Source organism: Spirosoma lituiforme (assembly GCF_054776635.1).
Genome location: NZ_BAAHBO010000012.1, coordinates 41,567 through 60,262 on the forward strand (window position 1 = coordinate 41,567; position 18,696 = coordinate 60,262).

The window sequence follows — 18,696 nt, forward strand, 5'->3', positions numbered from 1 at the left end:
ATGAATCGACCTACTGTGTGGCAAATAGGATCATTCTATCTTCAACTGCGTACTACGACTAGGTGATATCAAAATAAATGGACGTTTTAATGGACGGTTTAGATTGAAGTTACTATCAATCTAAAATATTCATCTGTAGGGTATTACATAGGGTAAGAGGTAACTCTATATACCCTTTCATTGAACGGAAACCTTGATAATCCCAAAAGCGATTATTTATTTTTTGCAACATTATTATAATAAGACATCACAAGAATGGAGCGTTTGTTGCGATTTATTCAAGGTGCTCAAACACTTTTGACACCTCAATGGATGTATGTCCAGTAATCTGAAACTTTTGTACCACTTATACAAGATACCCCATAATTACGATCTGTTGGGTGATCTGATAATTTGTTGGGATGATTCATCGAGTGGCTCGGCGTAAATTGTCAGGCTCCATCACCCGTATTCCTCCTGAGTCGGTTATCTCTAGCAATCCATCCCGTCGGAATTCACTCAGTGTGCGGATCAACGACTCAGTAGCGGTGCCAATCACAGCAGCTAGATCATCCCGAGCGAGTTGAATAAGGACATTGGGCTGTAGGCTATGCAGGCGTAGAAGCGTATCAGCCACCCGTCGGCGGAGAGTATCGTACGCCATGCCCAACAACTGTGTTTCGCGGTCACCCACCTGACCAGCCAGTAACCGAATAAATTGGCTGCTCACCACTGGATTTACCAGTAGCAACTGCATGAAATCCTCCTGGGGAATGTAAATCAATTCCGCATCGTCAAGCACCACGGCTGAGTCAGCCTGGTCGCTCTGTAGCATCAGTGCAAAGTAGCCAAAAAAGTCGCCGGGATTATATAGTTCAGTAATGAGTTCTTTGCCATCTGACGTGGTTCGAATGGTCTTGACTTTGCCCGATTTTAAATAGTAAAGGCGGGTCGCTACATCACCTTCCGAGTAAATATACTGCTTCTTGCGAAGGACGTGAATCTTACGATCAGTCGACAGGATTAACTTGTTACCTAACCGCAAGGCGTCGTCCAGAAACTGACCCAGACCATCCTGCCGCAGATCATACTCAGATTTCGCGCGGCTATCGACCTGGGAAATTGTTTCCGATTCGGGTAGGTCGATGTGCCGGAATCGGTTTAACCGCCCTTCAATGGCACTAAGCAAATCCGAGACCTCGTAGGGCTTGGTTAAATAGTCATCAGCCCCCAGATCCATGCCTTTGCGAAGGTCGCCAGGCTCGTTTTTGGCACTTAGAAAAATAAAGGGGATACCCGAGAGCTGCGGTTTTTTGTTGAAGATGTGCAGCACCGCGTAGCCATCCAGCGCGGGCATCATAATGTCGCAGATAACCAGATCGGGCCGGTTTTCAAGGGCTTTTTCGATCCCGACCCGACCATTTTCGGCCGTCAGCACTGCGTAGCCGGTTAGGGTCAGAATCTCAGCGGTATTGTTGCGGATAACATCGTTGTCTTCAATCAGCAGAATGGTCATCATGACAGGGAAGAGTTAGGGTAACCGTGGTGCCCTGATTCAACACACTTTGCAGAGAGATCTGGCCCCCCATTAACGCCACGTATTGACCGACAATGTGTAGCCCCAGTCCTGTACCAGCAATGTGGGTGACATTGCTGGCCCGAAAAAAACGCTCGAACAAATGGGGCTGATCATCAGGCGGAATACCCACCCCCTGATCCTGTACGATCAACGTCAACAGCCGGTCAGTACTCGTGCCCCGGATACTCACCACCGACTCTGGCCCGGAATATTTAACCGCATTGGTCAGCAAGTTGAGAAGGATTTTTCGGAACAGAGAGGGATCGAGCCAAGCGTGGCGTGGCCAGGCGTGGCTCGGCCACGCCGTTTCTGAGCCGGACAGCGTCATTTCTACCCGTTGGCCCGGTTTCAGAACTCCCTGCACATCGGCCACCGTTACGCCCAAAAATTTCTCCACATCCACCGACACGGGATGCGCTTCGATTTTACCGGCTTCGATCTGCCCGACGGAGAGAAACTCTTCGAGAATATCGTTGAGGTGGCGGGTTGAGGCCCGAATATGGTCCAGGTGGGTTTGACAGTTATCCGGCTGTTTAAGTGCCAAATATTTTTCGATTAATGTGGCCGAGGTCTGCACGACGGTCAGTGGGGTGCGAAATTCGTGGGAGGCCATTGAGACGAAACGCGATTTTAACTCGCCCAATTGTTGCTCGGCGGTTAATGCCTTGGTGAGTTCATCTTTGGCCTCTACCAACTGACCGAGGGTATTCATCAGGGCGTTGGTGCGGTCCGCCACTTTCTGCTCCAGGTCAGCATTAAGACGCTGAATAGCATCGCGCTGGGCAAGGAGCTGCCCTTGGGCCGCTTCCTTGACGCTGGTGTCGATGATGTACGCGACGACAAAGTGTTCTTCTTCGAGTTGAAAATAACTCAGGCTGATCTCGACGGGAAATACCGAACCGTCTTTCCGGCGGGCCTGTAAATCGCGGTTACGGGCCATCTCCTGCACCGGCGGTTGCTGGTTAAAAAACTGTCGGAGCGTCTGGTGGAAGTGGCTTACCTCCGTGGGAACCAGCTGCTCAATAGGGATACTGATTAATTCACCGGTTTGGTAGCCAAATAATTCATTCGCTAAATGATTGGCCGAGGTAATGCGGCCTTGCTGGTCACACACGACAATACCGATGGATGCGTAAGAAAAAACGGCTTCATACCGCCGGACACTGTGATCGCGCTCGCGCTCGGTTTGGTGCAGCTGTCGTTGGTCAATAAGCCGGACGAGGGCGTACCCATCAGCCCCATCGAGGAGAGCGGTTATGACGAGCCTTCCCCAAAACACCGACCCGTTCAATCGCTCAATCTGCGTGTTTTCTTCGTGTCGTCCGGTTCGGCTGATTTTTTCAATCAGTGCAGCACGGTCTTCATCGGCCAGGGGTGAAATTTGCAGGGTGCGCAACCGGATGGGGTCGTTCAGCAGGGTCACTTCTGAGGCAAAGCCAAGCAGTCGCACCCCTGCTGAATTGACCCGCACAAACTGCTCGTTTTTCAGGTCATAAATCCCCATAAACTCATCGCTCTTTTCAAACAGCAGGTCGGTGAGGGGATTGGAGAGCAGGTCTCTGAGCATATAGCCTATGAACTAACTTAGGCCTAGACCGGCCATGACTATAGGCAAAATGATCGATAATTTGAGAAAACGGGTATGGGGTCTCAATCAGACAAGTATATGACGAGCATCAGGGTAGCCTTCGAACGACTACACTACATTTGTTTAAAACGCAACGTTATGAAACCCGACGATCCCCATCCGGTGCTACTGTCGGCCCAGTCAGCCGTACTGCTGATCTTTTTTATGCCATCAGACTCGATCAATCTCCCCCAGCGGGCCTTGCTCACGACTTTAGCCGATTCGCTTCAGGCACAGTTGGGGAGCCTGGTACGCGTGTTACGCATCGAAGAAGCTGACCACCCTGATGTGGTGCAGAGTTTTGCCATTACCCTGATGCCCGCCTTTGTGCTGGTTCATCGGGGAATCGAACTTTGGCGACAGCAGGGACTGGCCGACGAGAGGACGCTGGTTGATCTAATTCGTCGGCTGCTTACAGAATAAACTCAGCAGGAATCGACTTCCGAGCTAACAAACAGCTAGGTCGGCTAATTACCCTGGCGTTGTGCCCGTTGTTGATTGTCCTGATACCCGTCTGCTCGTTTGTCCCGGTAACATGTTCGTTGACATGTCTGACTAGTTTGCTAAGGACGGGTACGAATCAATCAAACGACTGACCTGCGTCATACCAGCGCCAAAAGGATACCCTCACCTTTACAGGATCACCAGGTAGACCGGATTAAGGTGTTTTCCAAACAGCCTAGCCGACTGCGTCTCTGGCGGATGAAGTCTGCACCGGCAAATGGGTAAGCCGCTTTACCGGTGCAGACTATCGATTCAACCCACGAACTCAACGAATTCACTATATTATGGAAACGACCATGAAAGCCGCCGTTGCCCGCGTATATGGGCAGCCGTTATCAATCGAACAAGTACCCGTGCCGAAGGTAGTACCAGGTCGAATTCTGGTGAACGTAGCGGCCTGTGGAGTTTGTCACACCGACCTCCACGCCATCAACGGTGACTGGCCCGTGAAAGCCATGCTCCCCCTGATTCCAGGGCACGAAGGCGTCGGTACGGTGGTGGCGGTTGGGGCCGGTGTACAGCACATTAAAGAAGGGGACCGGGTGGGCGTTCCCTGGCTGTTCACGGCCTGCGGCCACTGCCAATACTGCCTCTCGGGCTGGGAAACGCTGTGCGAAGTCCAGCAAAACACCGGCTATTCAGTGCCCGGTAGCTTCGCCGAATACGTGCTGGCCGATCCCAATTACGTAGGTGTTCTCCCTGACAACCTGTCGTTTCACGAAGCCGCGCCGATTATATGCGCCGGGGTGACGGTCTACAAAGGATTGAAGGAAACCGAAGTCAGACCCGGCGAATGGGTCGTCATTTCGGGCATTGGCGGCCTAGGACATCTGGCCGTGCAGTACGCGAAAGCCATGGGGATGCATGTAGCCGCCGTGGACATCAGCCCGGACAAACTCACGCTGGCTCAATCGGTCGGGGCCGATTTGGTGGTCAACGCGGCCATTGACGATCCAATTGTCGCCATTCAGAAAGCCATTGGCGGGGCGCAGGGTGTATTGGTCACGGCTCCTTCACAACCGGCGTTTGCGCAGGGCGTTGGGATGTTACGCCGGGGTGGAACGTTGTCGCTGGTTGGGTTACCACCGGGCGAGTTCGGATTGAACATTTTCGACGTGGTGCTGAGCCGAAAAACCGTTCGGGGTTCCATTGTTGGAACCCGGCTCGATTTGTCCGAGAGCTTGTCGTTTGCCGCTGAAGGACGGGTGAAGGTTCATCACCACCGTGAACCGCTGGAAAATATCAACCAGGTCCTGACCGCTATGCAAGCCGGACAAATCAACGGCCGCGTTGTTCTCGACATCAATTAATCACGATCTCGCTGTTTATGAAAAAAATACTGGTCACCACGGATTTCTCCGCTAACTCGAAGGCGGCTATGCGTTTCGCGATCCAACTCGCGTCACAAGGCGATGCTAGCCTAACGTTTCTGCACGTTCAACATATCCAGCGCCTGACAAGCTGGAACGAGGCAACCTACGCGGCTTACGAGAAAGAAGAAGTAGATAAAGCTCGTAAGACGCTGGAGCGATTTGTCGGATCGGTGTATAAATCACTAAAAATTACGCCAACAAATCAGCTGTGCGTTATCGAAAATTCGCCCTTTGTCGATAGCACCATCATGCGCTACGCGAGTGAGCATGATTTCGACTTTATTTGTATCAGTGCACGGGGAGCCGGAATGGTGGAAAAAATGCTCGGCACCACCACCGCCAACCTCGTCGGTCAGTCGTCAGTGCCGGTGATTGCAGTGCCGGGTGCGTACCGGGCCACTAAACTAACAACATTACTGTATACCAGTGATTTGGCGAATCTCGAACCGCAGTTAACCCGCGTGGTTGAATTGGCAAAACCCCTCGGCGTGAGCGTTGAGTTACTGCATTTGAGCACCCAATCCGAGGTAGTTACCGACCCGGAAATTATCCGCATGGCCGTGCAAAAATATACCGACTATCCCGTCACGGTGCATTTGAAACCCCGCGACGTGAAGACGACACTGATTGCGGATATTGAACGGGTTATCAAGGCCCAAAAGCCGTCCCTGCTGATCATGTTCACCACCCAGCGGGAGGGCTTTTTTGACCGCTTGCTTCTGTCAAGCAACGCCGTTGACTACTCGTTTCTAACCACCGTGCCCCTGCTGGTTTTCAGCAAAGCCTGAACCAAGCCCAAATGACCCGAATGGATTATCACATCACCCCCATTGCCGACGTCGCCAGCTCGCTCAACACAACGCCTGCGGGGCTGAAAAGTGACACCGCCCAGGAGCGGCTGGCCAAATCAGGTAAAAACCAGATTGCCGACGCGAAACAGAAAACCGTCTGGCTGATGCTGCTGCATCAGTTTACGGATGTCATGATCCTGGTGCTGATCGTAGCGGCCATCATATCGGGTTTGGTGGGTGAGCTAAACTCGACGTACGTCATTCTGGCCATTGTCGTGTTGAATGCCCTGATCGGGTTTGTGCAGGAATACCAGGCATCAAAAGCAGTCGAAGCCCTCAAAAAGATGGCCGCTAATCAGGCGCGGGTGCTACGGAACGGGCAGACCATGGACATTAATGCTTCCGATCTGGTACCGGGCGACGTGACGTTGCTCGACGCGGGTAACATCATCCCGGCCGATGTCCGGTTTATCGAAACGCACGCCCTGAAAGTGGATGAATCGTCGCTGACGGGCGAGTCAGACAATGTGGAGAAGAACGCTGACGTACTGCCCGCCGGGGAGTATCCACTGGGCGACCGGCTCAACATCGGCTACAAAGGCACGTTTGTGACCAACGGACGGGCAACGGCTTACGTGGTCGCTACGGGCATGAACACCGAACTGGGCAGGATTGCCAAGCTCGTTCAGACCGACGAGGCGGAAACACCCCTGCAAAAGCGGCTGGGTACGTTCGGCAAGCAATTAGCGGCAGCGGCCCTGGTTATCTGCCTGATTTTCTTTGCCGTGGGCTGGCTGCGGGGCGAACCCTGGCTGAATCTGCTGCTGGTGTCGATCTCACTGGCCGTTGCCGCCATTCCCGAAGCGTTGCCCGCCGTGGTGACCGTTGCGCTGGCACTCGGCGCGAAACGATTAGTAAAAAGTCAGGCCCTGGTCCGAAAACTGTCGGCGGTCGAAACACTCGGTTCGGTCACCTACATCTGCACCGACAAGACGGGAACGCTGACCATCAATAAAATGACGGTGGATGAAACGGAGGCCTCGCCGGAATTTTCGTTGCCGGGGCTGGCCAATGGCGACGCGTTGCTGACGGCGATGGCCCTCAATAACGACGTAACCAAAACCGATGAGGATGTCTGGCTGGGCGATTCGACGGAGGTGGGGCTAGTGCAGTATGCCGCCGACCGGGATTACGACCGAATAAAGCTCGAAAGCCGGTTTCCACGCATTGCCGAGTTACCCTTCGACTCGGATCGTAAGTGCATGACGACCCTGCATCAGACCGATCAGGGCGTACTGGTCATCACCAAAGGGGCCGTTGGTGCCTTGTTCAACCAACTGGATGCGGGACAGCAACCTAACGTACCGGCGCTGCGGTCGCGCGTTGATGCGCTGGCCGAACGAGGCTTCCGCACGATGGGCTACGCGGGCAAACTACTGCCCGAGTTGCCCAACACCATTGACCCCGCTACCATTGAGACCGGTCTGGGTTTCATCGGGTTTGTGGGCCTGATGGACCCGCCCCGCCACGAAGCCCGGCAAGCCGTTGCGGAATGTAAGGAAGCAGGGATTATCACGGTCATGATTACCGGAGATCATAAGCTGACCGCCAAAGCCATCGCCGAAAGCCTTGGTATTGTTACTTCGGACGAAGACAAAGTGCTCACTGGTCCCGAATTAAGCAAGCTGGATGACGATGCGTTTGATGCCATCGTGGAAAAAGTACGCGTGTATGCCCGCGTTGATCCGGCCCAAAAACTACGCATTATCAGCGCGTTACAGGACCGCCACCAGTTTGTGGCCATGACCGGGGACGGCGTCAATGACGCGCCTGCCCTCAAAAACGCGGACATCGGCGTAGCAATGGGCATTACGGGCACTGAAGTCGCCAAAGAAGCCGCGCATATGATTTTGCTGGACGACAATTTCGCCACCATCGTAAAAGCGGTGAAGCACGGGCGACGCATTTTCGATAACATCCTCAAGTTTATCCGCTATATTCTCTCGGGCAATTCGGGGGAAATCTGGGCTATTTTTCTGGCTCCGTTTTTCGGATTACCCATCCCCCTGCTGGCGATTCATATTCTGTGGATCAACCTGATCACCGACGGGCTACCGGGCCTGGCCTTAGCTTACGAACCCGCCGAAGCCGATACCATGAAGCGCCCGCCGATTGACCCCAAACAGACGATCTTTGCTGATGGCCTGGGCTGGTTCATTCTCTGGGTTGGGTTACTTATCGGAGCCGTCACCATCGGTATACAGGCCTGGGCCATTCAACGCGGGCTGGCGCACTGGCAAACGATGACCTTTACGGTGTTGTGTTTTGCTCAGTTAGGTAACGCCATTGCTATCCGCTCGCACCGGGAGTCGGTGTTCAGCATGAACCTGTTGGCCAATAAACCCATGCTGGGAGCCATTCTGCTGACGGTTGCCCTGCAAGGGATGGTTATTTACGTTCCTTTTTTCAATGACCTCTTCAACACGCAACCGCTGAGTTGGGGTGAGCTGGGCATCACAGTAGCCGTATCGAGCCTGGTATTCTGGGCCGTAGAAATTCAGAAACTGGTACTACGTCATCGAGACGCAGGCCGCGAGCCAAGCCACAAAAAATCGGCAGTTGCCATACCGGTTGCCAACTAGCCGTCTTGGTATCGTAGTACGTTATGGAAAATTTCCTGATTTCTTTCCTTTTGTTAGATACTGCCTGGTTAGAGTGGGGAGGAACGACTATGATTGCCGCGATGGTATTTGTGGAAACGGGTTTTTTGCTGGGTTTGATCGTTCCCGGCGGAGAAACCCTATTGTTTACGGCGGGCCTGCTTTGCGGAATCAATACGTTCCCGCTGCCAGTCGGACTATTGATCGGGCTGCTCATCCTGGCCGCCATTGCTGGTGACATGACCGGGTTCTGGATCGGAGGCAAGATAGGCAGTCGGCTGCGTCAACAACCCGACACGTTTCTTTTTAAGCGACGCTACTGGGATCAATCCGAGGATTTTTACCGGAGGCACCCCCGGTGGGCGCTGCTGGCCGGACGTTTTCTGCCAATCATTCGAACGTTTAATCCTCTTCTGGCGGCCAGCAGCGGTATGCCCTGGCCACGATTTTTATTGTTGACCGCTACTGGCTGCGTAGCTTATATAACGGTTTTGGTCATGGCGGGTTACTGGCTCGGACAACTGTTTCCCGGTTTAGGTCGGCACATCGAATACATTTTCATTGGCGTGGTCACCCTGGTAATCGGTGCGTTGGCCGCGAAAGCATGGCAGCAGACGCGGAAGTCGAGAAAGCAATAATGTTTCTATATGATGCCGCTACTTTTTTTGGCAAAACATAACCAAGAATAGGCATCAGGTTCGCCGTGTCAAGTTTATTTTCTGAGCCTCTATATATTCACAAGCTAGTAATCTGGCAATCAACCGTTAAAGTAGATAGCTGTCTCGATAGACCCGTATAGCACCGGCATCGTCAATATCCAGTATGTTATAGAGGATGATGACGGGTATTTTCTTTGGTAAGAGCACCGTTTGGGGTTTAGCTTTTTTAGTACATTTTGTCAGGTAATCGGCCTCGAAATGGGCATATCCTAGTAATACATTGGCCAGTCGGTCGGGCTTCTCTACCCGAATGCACCCGTGACTTAGCTGGCGGTTGGGTTTTGCGAATGCCTGCCGGGCATTTGTATCGTGCAGGTAAATGTCATAAGGACTACTGATGTTAAATTTTAACACGCCCAGGGCATTATCGCAGCCGGTCGATTGCCGCAGTCGATAGGGGAAGGAATTAGCCGCTGTAGTCCAATTTATTGATTTAGGGTTGACTTCTTGCCCTTTTGCATCGATGACCTGTAAATTCATGGCATTCAGTGTGGCCACTGGGCTCTTACGAATCTTGGGCAGTAGTTCATTGACCGTAATTGAACGAGGTACATTCCAGTATGGGTAAATGACCATGCTAGGCATATAGGCCGTAAAAAGGGGAGTTGGTGTGCTGGGTTTGCCGACGACAACCCGACTACTAAACATTGTTTTGCCCTGGGAATCGCTAACCCGCAGTGTTGCCGATGGAATGTTGACAATGACGCGAGTTTGTGCAGGAAAGCGGTTTAGCCAACGGTATGTATTGAGCGTTTCCTGTACCTGTTCAATGGTCAATGAATCGCCCATATAATCATCAATTAAGCAACGCATGCAATAAGCGACCAACTGCCGGTAATGTCGGTCGTGGGATTCAAGCGAATCCAGCAGCGGGCACCAATCAATTGAGGCTACTCCTGATAGGGTCTCGCTTGATCCTATTAAAAACTGTCGGGTAAGCCGCTCTATGCGTATTGAGTCGATGAACGCCGGTACGCCTTGGTAACTCATCCGACGAGGTGTACGACCATAAACAATCTCTGTAATGTAGCGGGTTAGACAAGCCGAGTCGGGGCGGTCGCACAAACTATCCACGCCGATGTCCTGGCCGTACTGCCGCAAACGCGACCAGTCATCTGCTAGTTGGGCATAGGTAAATTGAGTACTTAGCAATAGAAAAGCGGCTAGCATTGTACGGATCATAATATAGTCTGGAAATAAGTGTATTAGTAATGCTCCGTAGATTTTTTTCTAGCTTGAAAGGGAATCAAGTTGCTGTTTTATCTCCTGAAGCAGCACAAACTGTTTTTGTTGGGTGTCGAAAAGTGTTTTGATCTGCTCTTCCAGCAATACATCTATTTTTTGATTCATACTACGGATCTGAATCTCTGCCTTCAGATTGATTAGGTAGTCATTTTCGCTCCGCATCCGGTCTTTTTCTTCCTGTCGATTCTGGCTCATCATAATAATTGGTGCCTGCAAAGCGGCAATACAGGACAGGATCAGGTTCATTAAAATAAACGGGTAAGGGTCGAATTTGTAGATACCAATGGCTAGTACGTTGAGAATGATCCAACCCGTCAGGATGATGCCAAAAAGAAGAATAAACCGCCAGCTTCCACCGAATTGCGCGACCTTGTCAGAGAGTTGCTGTCCCTGCGTCAGTATTTCCAGCGGAGGATTTACTAGGTTATGAATGATAAGTTCCTCATCCACGAGCGTTTCCCGAACAATCCGATGTAGTTTTTCAAGGTGTTCATTTTCATCAGCTAGAAGCTGATCGATTTCGGTGTTGTTCATTTTCGTGTTTTAGGGAATTCAGCCAGCAGACTAATACAGCTACGAATAGCGTGTCGAATCGGCTTAATTAGTTCTTGTACAGGCTTCTGACGGTTGGAAGCAAAGCGACAAACAGGATGGCTATGGCCAGAACCATATAGACCGTGTGTAGCCAATTTACAGCTTGTAGAAAAATCATTTCGACCTGTATCCAGATGATGAGCGCAAAAGCCACATAAATACTGCCCGTCCATGCCCAGTGCATGTCAGGATAAAAATTGAATCGCTCGGCCAATTCACTCTTCGATTTTCTCAACAGCGCAACTACCAACCCACAGGGAACAAGTCCGAGTACAATGAACAGAATAATTCCTGGTATCAAAAAGTTGGTAAACGGGGATTGCGCTAACATGGATAGAGGCATACCAAACAAAGCACCGCTGGGAGAAATGATGAATACCCCACCGCCCCCAATAGCACCTAAGCCAAGAAATGCCAGCAAAATCAGAAGGATCATTCGGGTTATTTTCATAAAGTGGCCGTGTGGTTATTCATTTTGGATGGCGTTTGCCCCTTATTTAGTAAGGCAAAGCTAGCCCCCTACTAACTGACCTACCCTGACTTGTGTCACGCAGCGGTATGATTCCCATCAGGGCCATTCGGGATTGATCTTGGTAGATTGCCTCAAAAACAATATGACTACCGCCCTTAAATTAATAGCGATAAAATTGATCCACACAGCCATATGGGTCTTTTTCGTTACGCTTATCGGCTATATTTTGTATTGCGGGATTGCCGATAACGTAAGCCAGTATACCTGGATTGCCGCCGGGCTTATAATCTTGGAAGGGCTGGTGCTACTGCTGTTTAATGGCCGATGCCCCCTAACGCTTATTGCCCGGAACTACTCCGATTCGAACCGGGACAACTTTGACATCTTTTTGCCCAACTGGGTGGCTCGTTACAATAAGCCTATTTTTACGTCGCTGTACATAGCGGGGCTTATTCTGGTGGGATACAGACTGTTCCACCGGAGTTAGTAATCAGTAGGCACGGGGTTGATCATAATCCATTTCACGCACTGTGAAACGGGCATACGGTTTTTCTTGACCATCGATCACCCAGGCGGCTCCGGCTCGGGTTGGTACGCGCAGGTTGTGGATCTCATGGTAGTCTGAAAAATGGCACACCCAGGTCTGGATATGCGTCTGGTCGCTGAATCGCTGCGCCTGACACCGCACAATTTCTCCTTTCTCGTTAAATTCCATGCGACACGATACGGACAGGCCGTTGTCCGTGATCGTTAGCAGGGCCGAATTCTCATCTAACGGCGACCAAACGGCTGGTCCGCCGGGTAATAAGCTGGTCGGAAACCAGGGTGTTTCGGCCAGCCAGCGTAATAATTCCCCCTGATCATAGCTGGGGCCACTTCCGCGCTGAATGGTAAACACACCCAATAAACGAATGGTCAGGCTTCCCCGCCCGGTCTTGTACTGATCGCAGGCACTGAACCAGGTTGTTGTGCCGATCCACATATAATTTGGGCTATCAGCCAGGAAATACTCGTCGCCGGTAATCGAAATCCAGCTTTTTTCGAGGTCGGTTTTAAACTCCCCATCGTGACGAAGCCGGGCGGTTCGCAAATACGGTTGGCCGGGTTTTAGTACGTGTCGGAAGTAGCGTTGAACGGGCGGGGGCAGGTTAGTTAGTTGAGCAGGGTTGTAGGTGTCAACCGGCCTGGTACTGGCTTGCGCGAACAAATTGGCTACGTCACGGCGTAACTGCCGGGCCACTAACCACCGACCTGCCAACAGTGCGGCAACCGGAACGACGACCCCTGACAGAATGAGCAGCGTAGTCTTGATCTTCATAGGAATTTTGTTGGTTACATTCGATACCGGCAACGGACTAGTTGACCTGGCTCCAAAGGTCAGCACGACTTCTGGTGTATCCACTGAGCCGCGTTAGGCCGACGACTGAGGCGAATCATACGAGCGACTGATCTGCATCAGGTTATACTGAAGAGGAGAAAGGTAGCTTTGTGTAGTAGTAAACAACTCAAGGGTCAACGCCTATGAAACCAAATGAAGTCTTTCAAAAAGGCGTGTTGAATGCGATCAAACGGCAACCCTACTGAAGGCAGCCTCACGGGGTGTTCCTGCTATAGTAAACGACCTAGTCAATACCATCGGCGAGTCTTTTAGTTAACCATTAACGTCGGCAAATCGCCAGCCCTCCCTGAGATAAAGGCGAATTCTTACTGGGGGATTGGAATAAGTAAGCATACCATTGAGGCTTATCTCAATTCCCGACTTCACGCCAAAGCCAGCCGCCACCCCTACACATCTCACGATACCGGTACCCTCTACTAGCCTCCTCATCGAGTGTTGTAGAGGTTACAAACTTGACACGGCAACAGGCAGTCGCTCTGATCGACCCGTATTTATAATGGCGCACTAATCTGGTACGCACTCACGCTTAACAATTTCTTTGAATGAAAACGATTTTAGTCGCTACTGATTTTTCGGCGAGTGCCCACTGGGCTACTGATTATGCCCTTGAACTAGCCTGTCAGTTACGGCTCCGTTTAATCATTATTCACGCCTATAACGTGGATTTAAGCAACTCACCCGACCGAATGACCCCAACGGATAATGGCGAGTACGAGCAGGCATTGGGCCAGCTAACTCAATTAAGAAACCAGATGCTTAAGGCCACGAATCACGTAATCGAAATAGCTATTGTGGCCCGGTCTGGCACCCCTGTGACCAGTCTGATTGACGAAGCGGCAGATCAAAAAGCGGATCTACTGGTAATGGGTTTGGTTGGCGATGAACCCTTAAAAGCCCATCAGTTAGGCAGTTTTGCGACCGACATGATCCCATACACCCAGGTGCCCTTGCTCCTGGTACCACCCGGTGCGGTTTTTCAAAAACCCCAGAACATGGTATTGGCTATTGATTTGTCGGATCCTGTTGATGCCGTATCCATAGACATGGCCCTGGGTTTCGCTCAACGGCTACAAGCATCGGTAGACGTTGTTTGCATTGAGGATGAACCCGACGAGTTGCAGCAAAGAGCCGCCCTCCATATTCGGCATTTGCTCCGAAATCAGCCACACACCTTCAGCTTTTTGCCTGGCTACGACGTGGCCCTGGCCCTGGAGGACTATTTAGATCAGCACAAAGCCGACCTGATCATTCTGCTGCCCAAACCCCACAGTCGGCTCCGTACGTGGCTGCTCGAATCCAATACTCAGGAAGTAGCCCGTTTGACCACGATACCCGTGCTGGCCGCTGTTTAATGCCTTTATTCCTTGTTTTAACGGCTCAAACGTATATGAAAAAGATTCTCCTGCTTACTGACCTGTCAGAAGCCTCCCGCCACGCACTGGCGTACGCCCGCTCGTTCTTTCGGGATACTGTGGTCGACTTTCACCTGCTCTGTGTCCACCCGATAGCGTCCAGCAGTCATCATAATCCCCTTCTTGTTATTAAAACTCCCCCATCCGTTCAGAGTGTGGAGCTTACTAAGGTGGTAGCCCAGTTGCGCCGGGAGTCCACCAACGACTGGCATACGTTCCGCTCGTTGGCCGTTCCGGGTCAGTTGCTCGACGTGGTTGAACAGTTGCTCGCTGCTGAGTCCTATGACTTTGTGGTTATTGGCCCTCAACCGGAGGAAACCGATACGCTGTTTGGCAATAGTGCTATTGCCCTGGTACATCAACTTAAAGCGAATATTCTGATAGTGCCCCACCAGGCGGCTGTCGAGCAACCGGTTCACCAGGTTGTGCTGGCGGCTGATTTCTCCCTGTTGAAGAACGCCAAACTGCTCAGCCCCCTTAAAGAATTAGTGACCCTAAAAGGGGCGACGCTTACCTTACTGACGATCGACACGCCGAGCAAGAACGCTATTAATGCAGAGCTAGAGACCCACATTCGGCAGTTTTTAATGCCTTTTGAACCAGCCACGGATCGAATAAGGGCTGACTTCGCCAGACAGGGAATCAATGCCTATTTAGCTGCGCATCCAGTCGATCTTTTAGTGACGATCCCTAAATACAAAGATCATACGCAGACGCTGACCAGTAGCCGGGTTACCCGCTTACAGGCCTTTACACCAGCCGTACCCCTACTGACGCTCTACGATGATAACAGCAATGATCAACCCAGGCCGGTCAACGAGTTGTCAGCAGCGACGACTGCCTTATAAAAGATCTGTCATCCACGATAAAGACCTCCCCATGGAATCACCCGACACCCTTTCTCAGATTATTGATCAGCTTCGCCAGCAGGGCTACACCAAGGATCTGAACCGGCACGAAGACAACCCGCTCTGGCTCGACCCGGATGCGTACACTATTGACAATGTGTACCGATTTGAAACGGTCCCGCACCGGCGTACCGGCCGTAGCGGGACCAACTAACCCCGACGACGACCGGGTCGCCGTCGGACCGCCGAAGCGGTGCGATCTATTCTGTACGCGCTTTCATCGGTGAAATGCGGTAGTAAAGGGGTGTTAGTCAATGGCTACGGGCTTTCTGCCAATGCGTTTACAACCGGAATTGAACAAAGATTGCACCGCTTCGGCGGTCCGACGGTGGCCCGCTGAGTAACAACTATACATTTATTTAAAATTTAACCAAATTTTCGACATGGCAAACGACCCTAAAACTGGTAAGAAAGCAGCAACGAAGGCTGCTAAAGTAGCTGGCGTACACAAAGTACCTAAATATGCTAAAAACGAGTCGGATGCCGCTCCGAATCCAATCAAGATAGCACAAAAGGGGGGCAAGTAACACAAATCGACTCAACGTTTACTGATTTATGAATAAGGACTTACAAGGAAAAACCGCATTGGTAACCGGTGCTGCTTCCGGTATTGGGAAAGCAATCGCCCTGCTGTATGGTCAGTACGGAGCGAACGTCATGGTGTCTGATGTCGACGAAGTACAGGGTCATCAAGTAGCTCAACAAGTGGAAGCTGCCGGGGCGACGGCCCGGTTCTTCAAGGCTGATGTCGGTGATCCGGCCCAGTGTCAGCAGCTGGTCCAGGAAACCGTCTCGGCGTTTGGCTCGCTCGACATTGCCTGTAACAATGCGGGTATTGGGGGGGAGATGAATCTAACGGCCGACTATAGTCTGGAAGGCTGGCAGCAAATTATGACCGTAAACCTCAATAGCGTTTTCTTTTGCCTGAAATACGAACTGGAGGCCATGCTCAGACAGGGTGCAGGAACGATTATCAATATGGCGTCTATCCTGGGACAGGTTGGCACGTCCGGCTCGCCCGGATACGTGACAGCCAAACACGGTATGATTGGGCTAACGCAAACAGCCGCGATTGAATACGCGCTGAAGGGCATCCGCATCAATGCCGTTGGCCCCGGCTACATCGACACGCCTTTACTGAGTCAGTTACCCCCGGAAGCTCGACAACAACTGATTAGCCTGCACCCGATTGGCCGGTTAGGAAGAGCAGACGAAGTGGCGGAGTTAGTCATCTGGCTCAGTTCCGATAAAGCCTCGTTTGTGACCGGATCGTATTATCCGGTTGATGGAGGGTATCTGGCGAAATAGAAAAGGGGGGGGCATCGCTCATGCAACCGTAGTTTAATCTCATGTTCACAGATGAGTAACTGATAATCAAGGCATTCAATGAGTGAAACCATCAGGTACTGACGGGATAAAACTAGTCACAACGGATGTTAAGCCGATTTCCTTCATTGCGCACCAAAGGTTTTCCGCCACTGACACGACTCAACGATCTGATCCAACTCTATTAACGGATGAAAACAATCATTTTAGCTACCGATTTTTCGCCCAGTGCCGACCGGGCAGCTCGCTTTGCGAGCCAATTGGCTTACGATCAGAAAGCCCGGCTTATTTTACTGCACGCCTATCATGCATGGCCCGAAAATCCGGCCAAATCGGATAGTTTCCTGCTGTCTACGGAGGGTCTGAAAGAAAACAGTGAAAAATTGTTACGTGAACTGGCAGAGGACTTAAGCGAACTACCTGGCGGAGACGTGCCGATCCGTTGCATTGCCCAAGAAGGACATACGATGCCTGTTATTTGTAGCATAACTAAGATTGAACAAGCCGATCTGCTAATTATGTCTACCGTGGGTACGGCTCCGCAAAGTACCCAGTTATTCGGTAGCATTGCCACTGGCATGGTTGCCGAAACAGAAGTCCCTTTATTGTTAATTCCTCCCGGTAGTACCTATGTCGGGGTGAAAAACGTCGTACTGGGAATCGATCTATCAACGCCCCCTAACGCCGTTGCACTAGACACGGCCCTGCGTTTTGCCCGATCAGTTAATAGTGTGATCAATGTACTGTGTATCAGCGATACGCCCGAAGAGGCCGGGACGAAACACCGCGCAGAACACATTCGACACCTGCTCAGTCAGCAGCCTCACACACTGACCATCAAAAGCGGAGCGGAAATTTCTGACACCTTACTTGCTTTTTCGCACGCTAATAAAGCCGACCTGATTATGATGTTGCCGCAGATGCGAAACTGGCTCTGGAAGTTGATTGCCGAAGGCGAAACCCAACACATGGCCCGCCTGACCGATATCCCCTTGTTGGCAATTGTTTGATACATATCACTCACCACGAACACTCGAATACCATGAATATCGCCTTTTTTAGTTGCCAACCCTACGAGCAGTCTTTTCTGGAAGCAGCTAACCACAATCACCGGCATGAATTGACGTTTTTACCGCAGCCCTTAACCCCCGAAACCGTTCACTTGGCGGTTGGTCACCAGGCGATCTGCGTATTTGTCAATGACCAGCTGACACGCCCCACGCTCCAGGCGCTGGCTGCCCTGGGCATCCGGTTGGTGGCGCTGCGCTGCACGGGTTACAATCAGGTGGATATCACAACGGCCGGGCAGTTGGGCATCCGCATTTTGCGCGTGCCATCTTACTCGCCCCACTCGGTTGCCGAACACACGGTTGCGTTGTTAATGTCGTTAAACCGGAAGACCTACCTGGCCTATCAACGGACCAAAGAAAACAACTTTACGCTCGACGGCCTGATGGGGTTTGACCTCTACGGCAAACGGGTAGGCGTGATCGGTACGGGTAAGATCGGCGCAGCTTTAGCGCGAATGATGCTGGGGTTTGGCTGCCACGTACTGGCCCACGACAAAATGCATTCGGCTGTTTTGCAGCAACTGGGCGTGGAGTATTTACCCCTGGAGGAGGTGTTGGAAAAGGCCGATGTGCTCTCGCTCCATTGCCCCCTCACGCCCGAAACGCATCATCTTATCGACGCTACGGCGCTGAGCCGAATGAAACCCGGTTTGTACCTGATCAACACCAGCCGGGGTGGCCTGCTCGATACATCCGCCGTGCTGGACTCCCTACAAAGTGGCCATCTGGGCGCGTTGGGCATTGATGTGTATGAACTGGAAGACGATTACTTTTTCGCTGACTGGTCGGACAAAAAACTGCCCGATGCCAATTTGAACGCGCTGACGCACTTACCGAATGTGTTAGTGACGGCGCACCAGGGCTTTTTTACCCAAGAGGCCATGGAGCAAATCGCCCACACAACGCTCAACAACCTAACGTACCTGGAACAGGAGCTCTTGCCGGCCGATGCCGTCGTCGTTGGATGAAGTAATTCTTCCGGATTTAGACCGGGCGGGCCAGGGATCTGGTTTGCATCGAAGCCAAATACAGGTACTT

19 protein-coding genes are annotated in these 18,696 nt (G+C 51.7%); 13 read left to right on the forward strand and 6 right to left on the reverse strand.

The genetic code is table 11. The features are described from left to right. Positions 1 to 406 precede the first annotated feature (406 nt). On the reverse strand, positions 407 to 1,498 hold the full coding sequence (locus ACYU87_RS25945; protein WP_461136916.1) for a response regulator: 1,092 nt from the start codon (positions 1,496 to 1,498) through the stop codon (positions 407 to 409). After that, entirely contained in the window at positions 1,476 to 3,125 is a 1,650-nt protein-coding gene (locus tag ACYU87_RS25950; RefSeq protein ID WP_461136917.1) for a sensor histidine kinase, read from the reverse strand. Before ACYU87_RS25950 ends, ACYU87_RS25945 begins: the two co-directional genes overlap by 23 nt. Positions 3,126 to 3,284: 159 nt before the next feature. On the opposite strand from ACYU87_RS25950, the gene ACYU87_RS25955 reads away from it, so the two are divergent. From ACYU87_RS25955 to ACYU87_RS25975, 5 genes are all read left to right on the forward strand, one after another. Then, positions 3,285 to 3,608 carry a thioredoxin domain-containing protein gene (locus tag ACYU87_RS25955; protein WP_461136918.1) on the forward strand — a complete coding sequence of 108 codons (324 nt, stop codon included), beginning with the start codon at positions 3,285 to 3,287 and terminating at the stop codon, positions 3,606 to 3,608. Positions 3,609 to 3,973: 365 nt separating this feature from the next. Then, a complete protein-coding gene (gene adhP, locus ACYU87_RS25960) occupies positions 3,974 to 4,999 on the forward strand; it encodes an alcohol dehydrogenase AdhP (RefSeq protein ID WP_461136919.1) in 1,026 nt (341 codons plus the stop codon). 17 nt (positions 5,000 to 5,016) lie between these two features. Then, positions 5,017 to 5,850 (forward strand): universal stress protein, encoded by an 834-nt coding sequence (locus tag ACYU87_RS25965; protein ID WP_461136920.1) that lies wholly within the window; start codon positions 5,017 to 5,019, stop codon positions 5,848 to 5,850. 20 nt (positions 5,851 to 5,870) lie between these two features. Then, positions 5,871 to 8,495, forward strand: coding sequence for a cation-translocating P-type ATPase (locus ACYU87_RS25970; protein ID WP_461136921.1), 2,625 nt, complete (start codon positions 5,871 to 5,873; stop codon positions 8,493 to 8,495). A 23-nt stretch (positions 8,496 to 8,518) separates the two neighbouring features. After that, on the forward strand, positions 8,519 to 9,151 hold the full coding sequence (locus ACYU87_RS25975) for a DedA family protein (protein ID WP_461136922.1): 633 nt from the start codon (positions 8,519 to 8,521) through the stop codon (positions 9,149 to 9,151). Between the two features lie 126 nt (positions 9,152 to 9,277). Here the strand turns inward: ACYU87_RS25975 and ACYU87_RS25980 are convergent, their stop codons facing one another. The 3 genes from ACYU87_RS25980 to ACYU87_RS25990 form a co-directional block, all read right to left on the reverse strand. Next, entirely contained in the window at positions 9,278 to 10,414 is a 1,137-nt protein-coding gene (locus ACYU87_RS25980; protein ID WP_461136923.1) for a L,D-transpeptidase family protein, read from the reverse strand. A 48-nt stretch (positions 10,415 to 10,462) separates the two neighbouring features. Further along, positions 10,463 to 11,011 (reverse strand): DUF1003 domain-containing protein, encoded by a 549-nt coding sequence (locus tag ACYU87_RS25985; RefSeq protein WP_461136924.1) that lies wholly within the window; start codon positions 11,009 to 11,011, stop codon positions 10,463 to 10,465. A 67-nt stretch (positions 11,012 to 11,078) separates the two neighbouring features. Beyond that, positions 11,079 to 11,522 carry a hypothetical protein gene (locus ACYU87_RS25990; protein ID WP_461136925.1) on the reverse strand — a complete coding sequence of 148 codons (444 nt, stop codon included), beginning with the start codon at positions 11,520 to 11,522 and terminating at the stop codon, positions 11,079 to 11,081. A gap of 163 nt (positions 11,523 to 11,685) precedes the next feature. Between ACYU87_RS25990 and ACYU87_RS25995 the strand changes: the two genes are divergently transcribed. Further along, on the forward strand, positions 11,686 to 12,030 hold the full coding sequence (locus ACYU87_RS25995; RefSeq protein WP_461136926.1) for a hypothetical protein: 345 nt from the start codon (positions 11,686 to 11,688) through the stop codon (positions 12,028 to 12,030). Between the two features lie 3 nt (positions 12,031 to 12,033). Here ACYU87_RS25995 and ACYU87_RS26000 read toward each other — a convergent pair whose 3' ends face one another. After that, complete coding sequence (locus ACYU87_RS26000) at positions 12,034 to 12,861, reverse strand: DUF6544 family protein (protein ID WP_461136927.1); 828 nt, start codon at positions 12,859 to 12,861, stop codon at positions 12,034 to 12,036. A gap of 623 nt (positions 12,862 to 13,484) precedes the next feature. Between ACYU87_RS26000 and ACYU87_RS26005 the strand changes: the two genes are divergently transcribed. From ACYU87_RS26005 to ACYU87_RS26035, 7 genes are all read left to right on the forward strand, one after another. Beyond that, positions 13,485 to 14,294, forward strand: a complete 810-nt coding sequence (locus ACYU87_RS26005; protein ID WP_461136928.1) for a universal stress protein — start codon at positions 13,485 to 13,487, stop codon at positions 14,292 to 14,294. 35 nt (positions 14,295 to 14,329) lie between these two features. Further along, positions 14,330 to 15,202 (forward strand): universal stress protein, encoded by an 873-nt coding sequence (locus tag ACYU87_RS26010; protein WP_461136929.1) that lies wholly within the window; start codon positions 14,330 to 14,332, stop codon positions 15,200 to 15,202. Positions 15,203 to 15,233: 31 nt separating this feature from the next. After that, positions 15,234 to 15,416, forward strand: coding sequence for a hypothetical protein (locus ACYU87_RS26015; RefSeq protein WP_461136930.1), 183 nt, complete (start codon positions 15,234 to 15,236; stop codon positions 15,414 to 15,416). Between the two features lie 229 nt (positions 15,417 to 15,645). Further along, the gene (locus ACYU87_RS26020) at positions 15,646 to 15,789 is read left to right on the forward strand and encodes a hypothetical protein (protein WP_461136931.1); all 144 of its coding nucleotides are present in this window, start codon (positions 15,646 to 15,648) and stop codon (positions 15,787 to 15,789) included. Positions 15,790 to 15,817: 28 nt separating this feature from the next. Then, entirely contained in the window at positions 15,818 to 16,570 is a 753-nt protein-coding gene (locus ACYU87_RS26025) for an SDR family NAD(P)-dependent oxidoreductase (RefSeq protein WP_461136932.1), read from the forward strand. Between the two features lie 209 nt (positions 16,571 to 16,779). Further along, positions 16,780 to 17,598: a universal stress protein gene (locus tag ACYU87_RS26030; RefSeq protein ID WP_461136933.1), complete on the forward strand. Its 819-nt coding sequence runs from the start codon at positions 16,780 to 16,782 to the stop codon at positions 17,596 to 17,598. A gap of 32 nt (positions 17,599 to 17,630) precedes the next feature. Beyond that, positions 17,631 to 18,626: a 2-hydroxyacid dehydrogenase gene (locus tag ACYU87_RS26035; protein WP_461136934.1), complete on the forward strand. Its 996-nt coding sequence runs from the start codon at positions 17,631 to 17,633 to the stop codon at positions 18,624 to 18,626. Positions 18,627 to 18,696 lie beyond the last annotated feature (70 nt).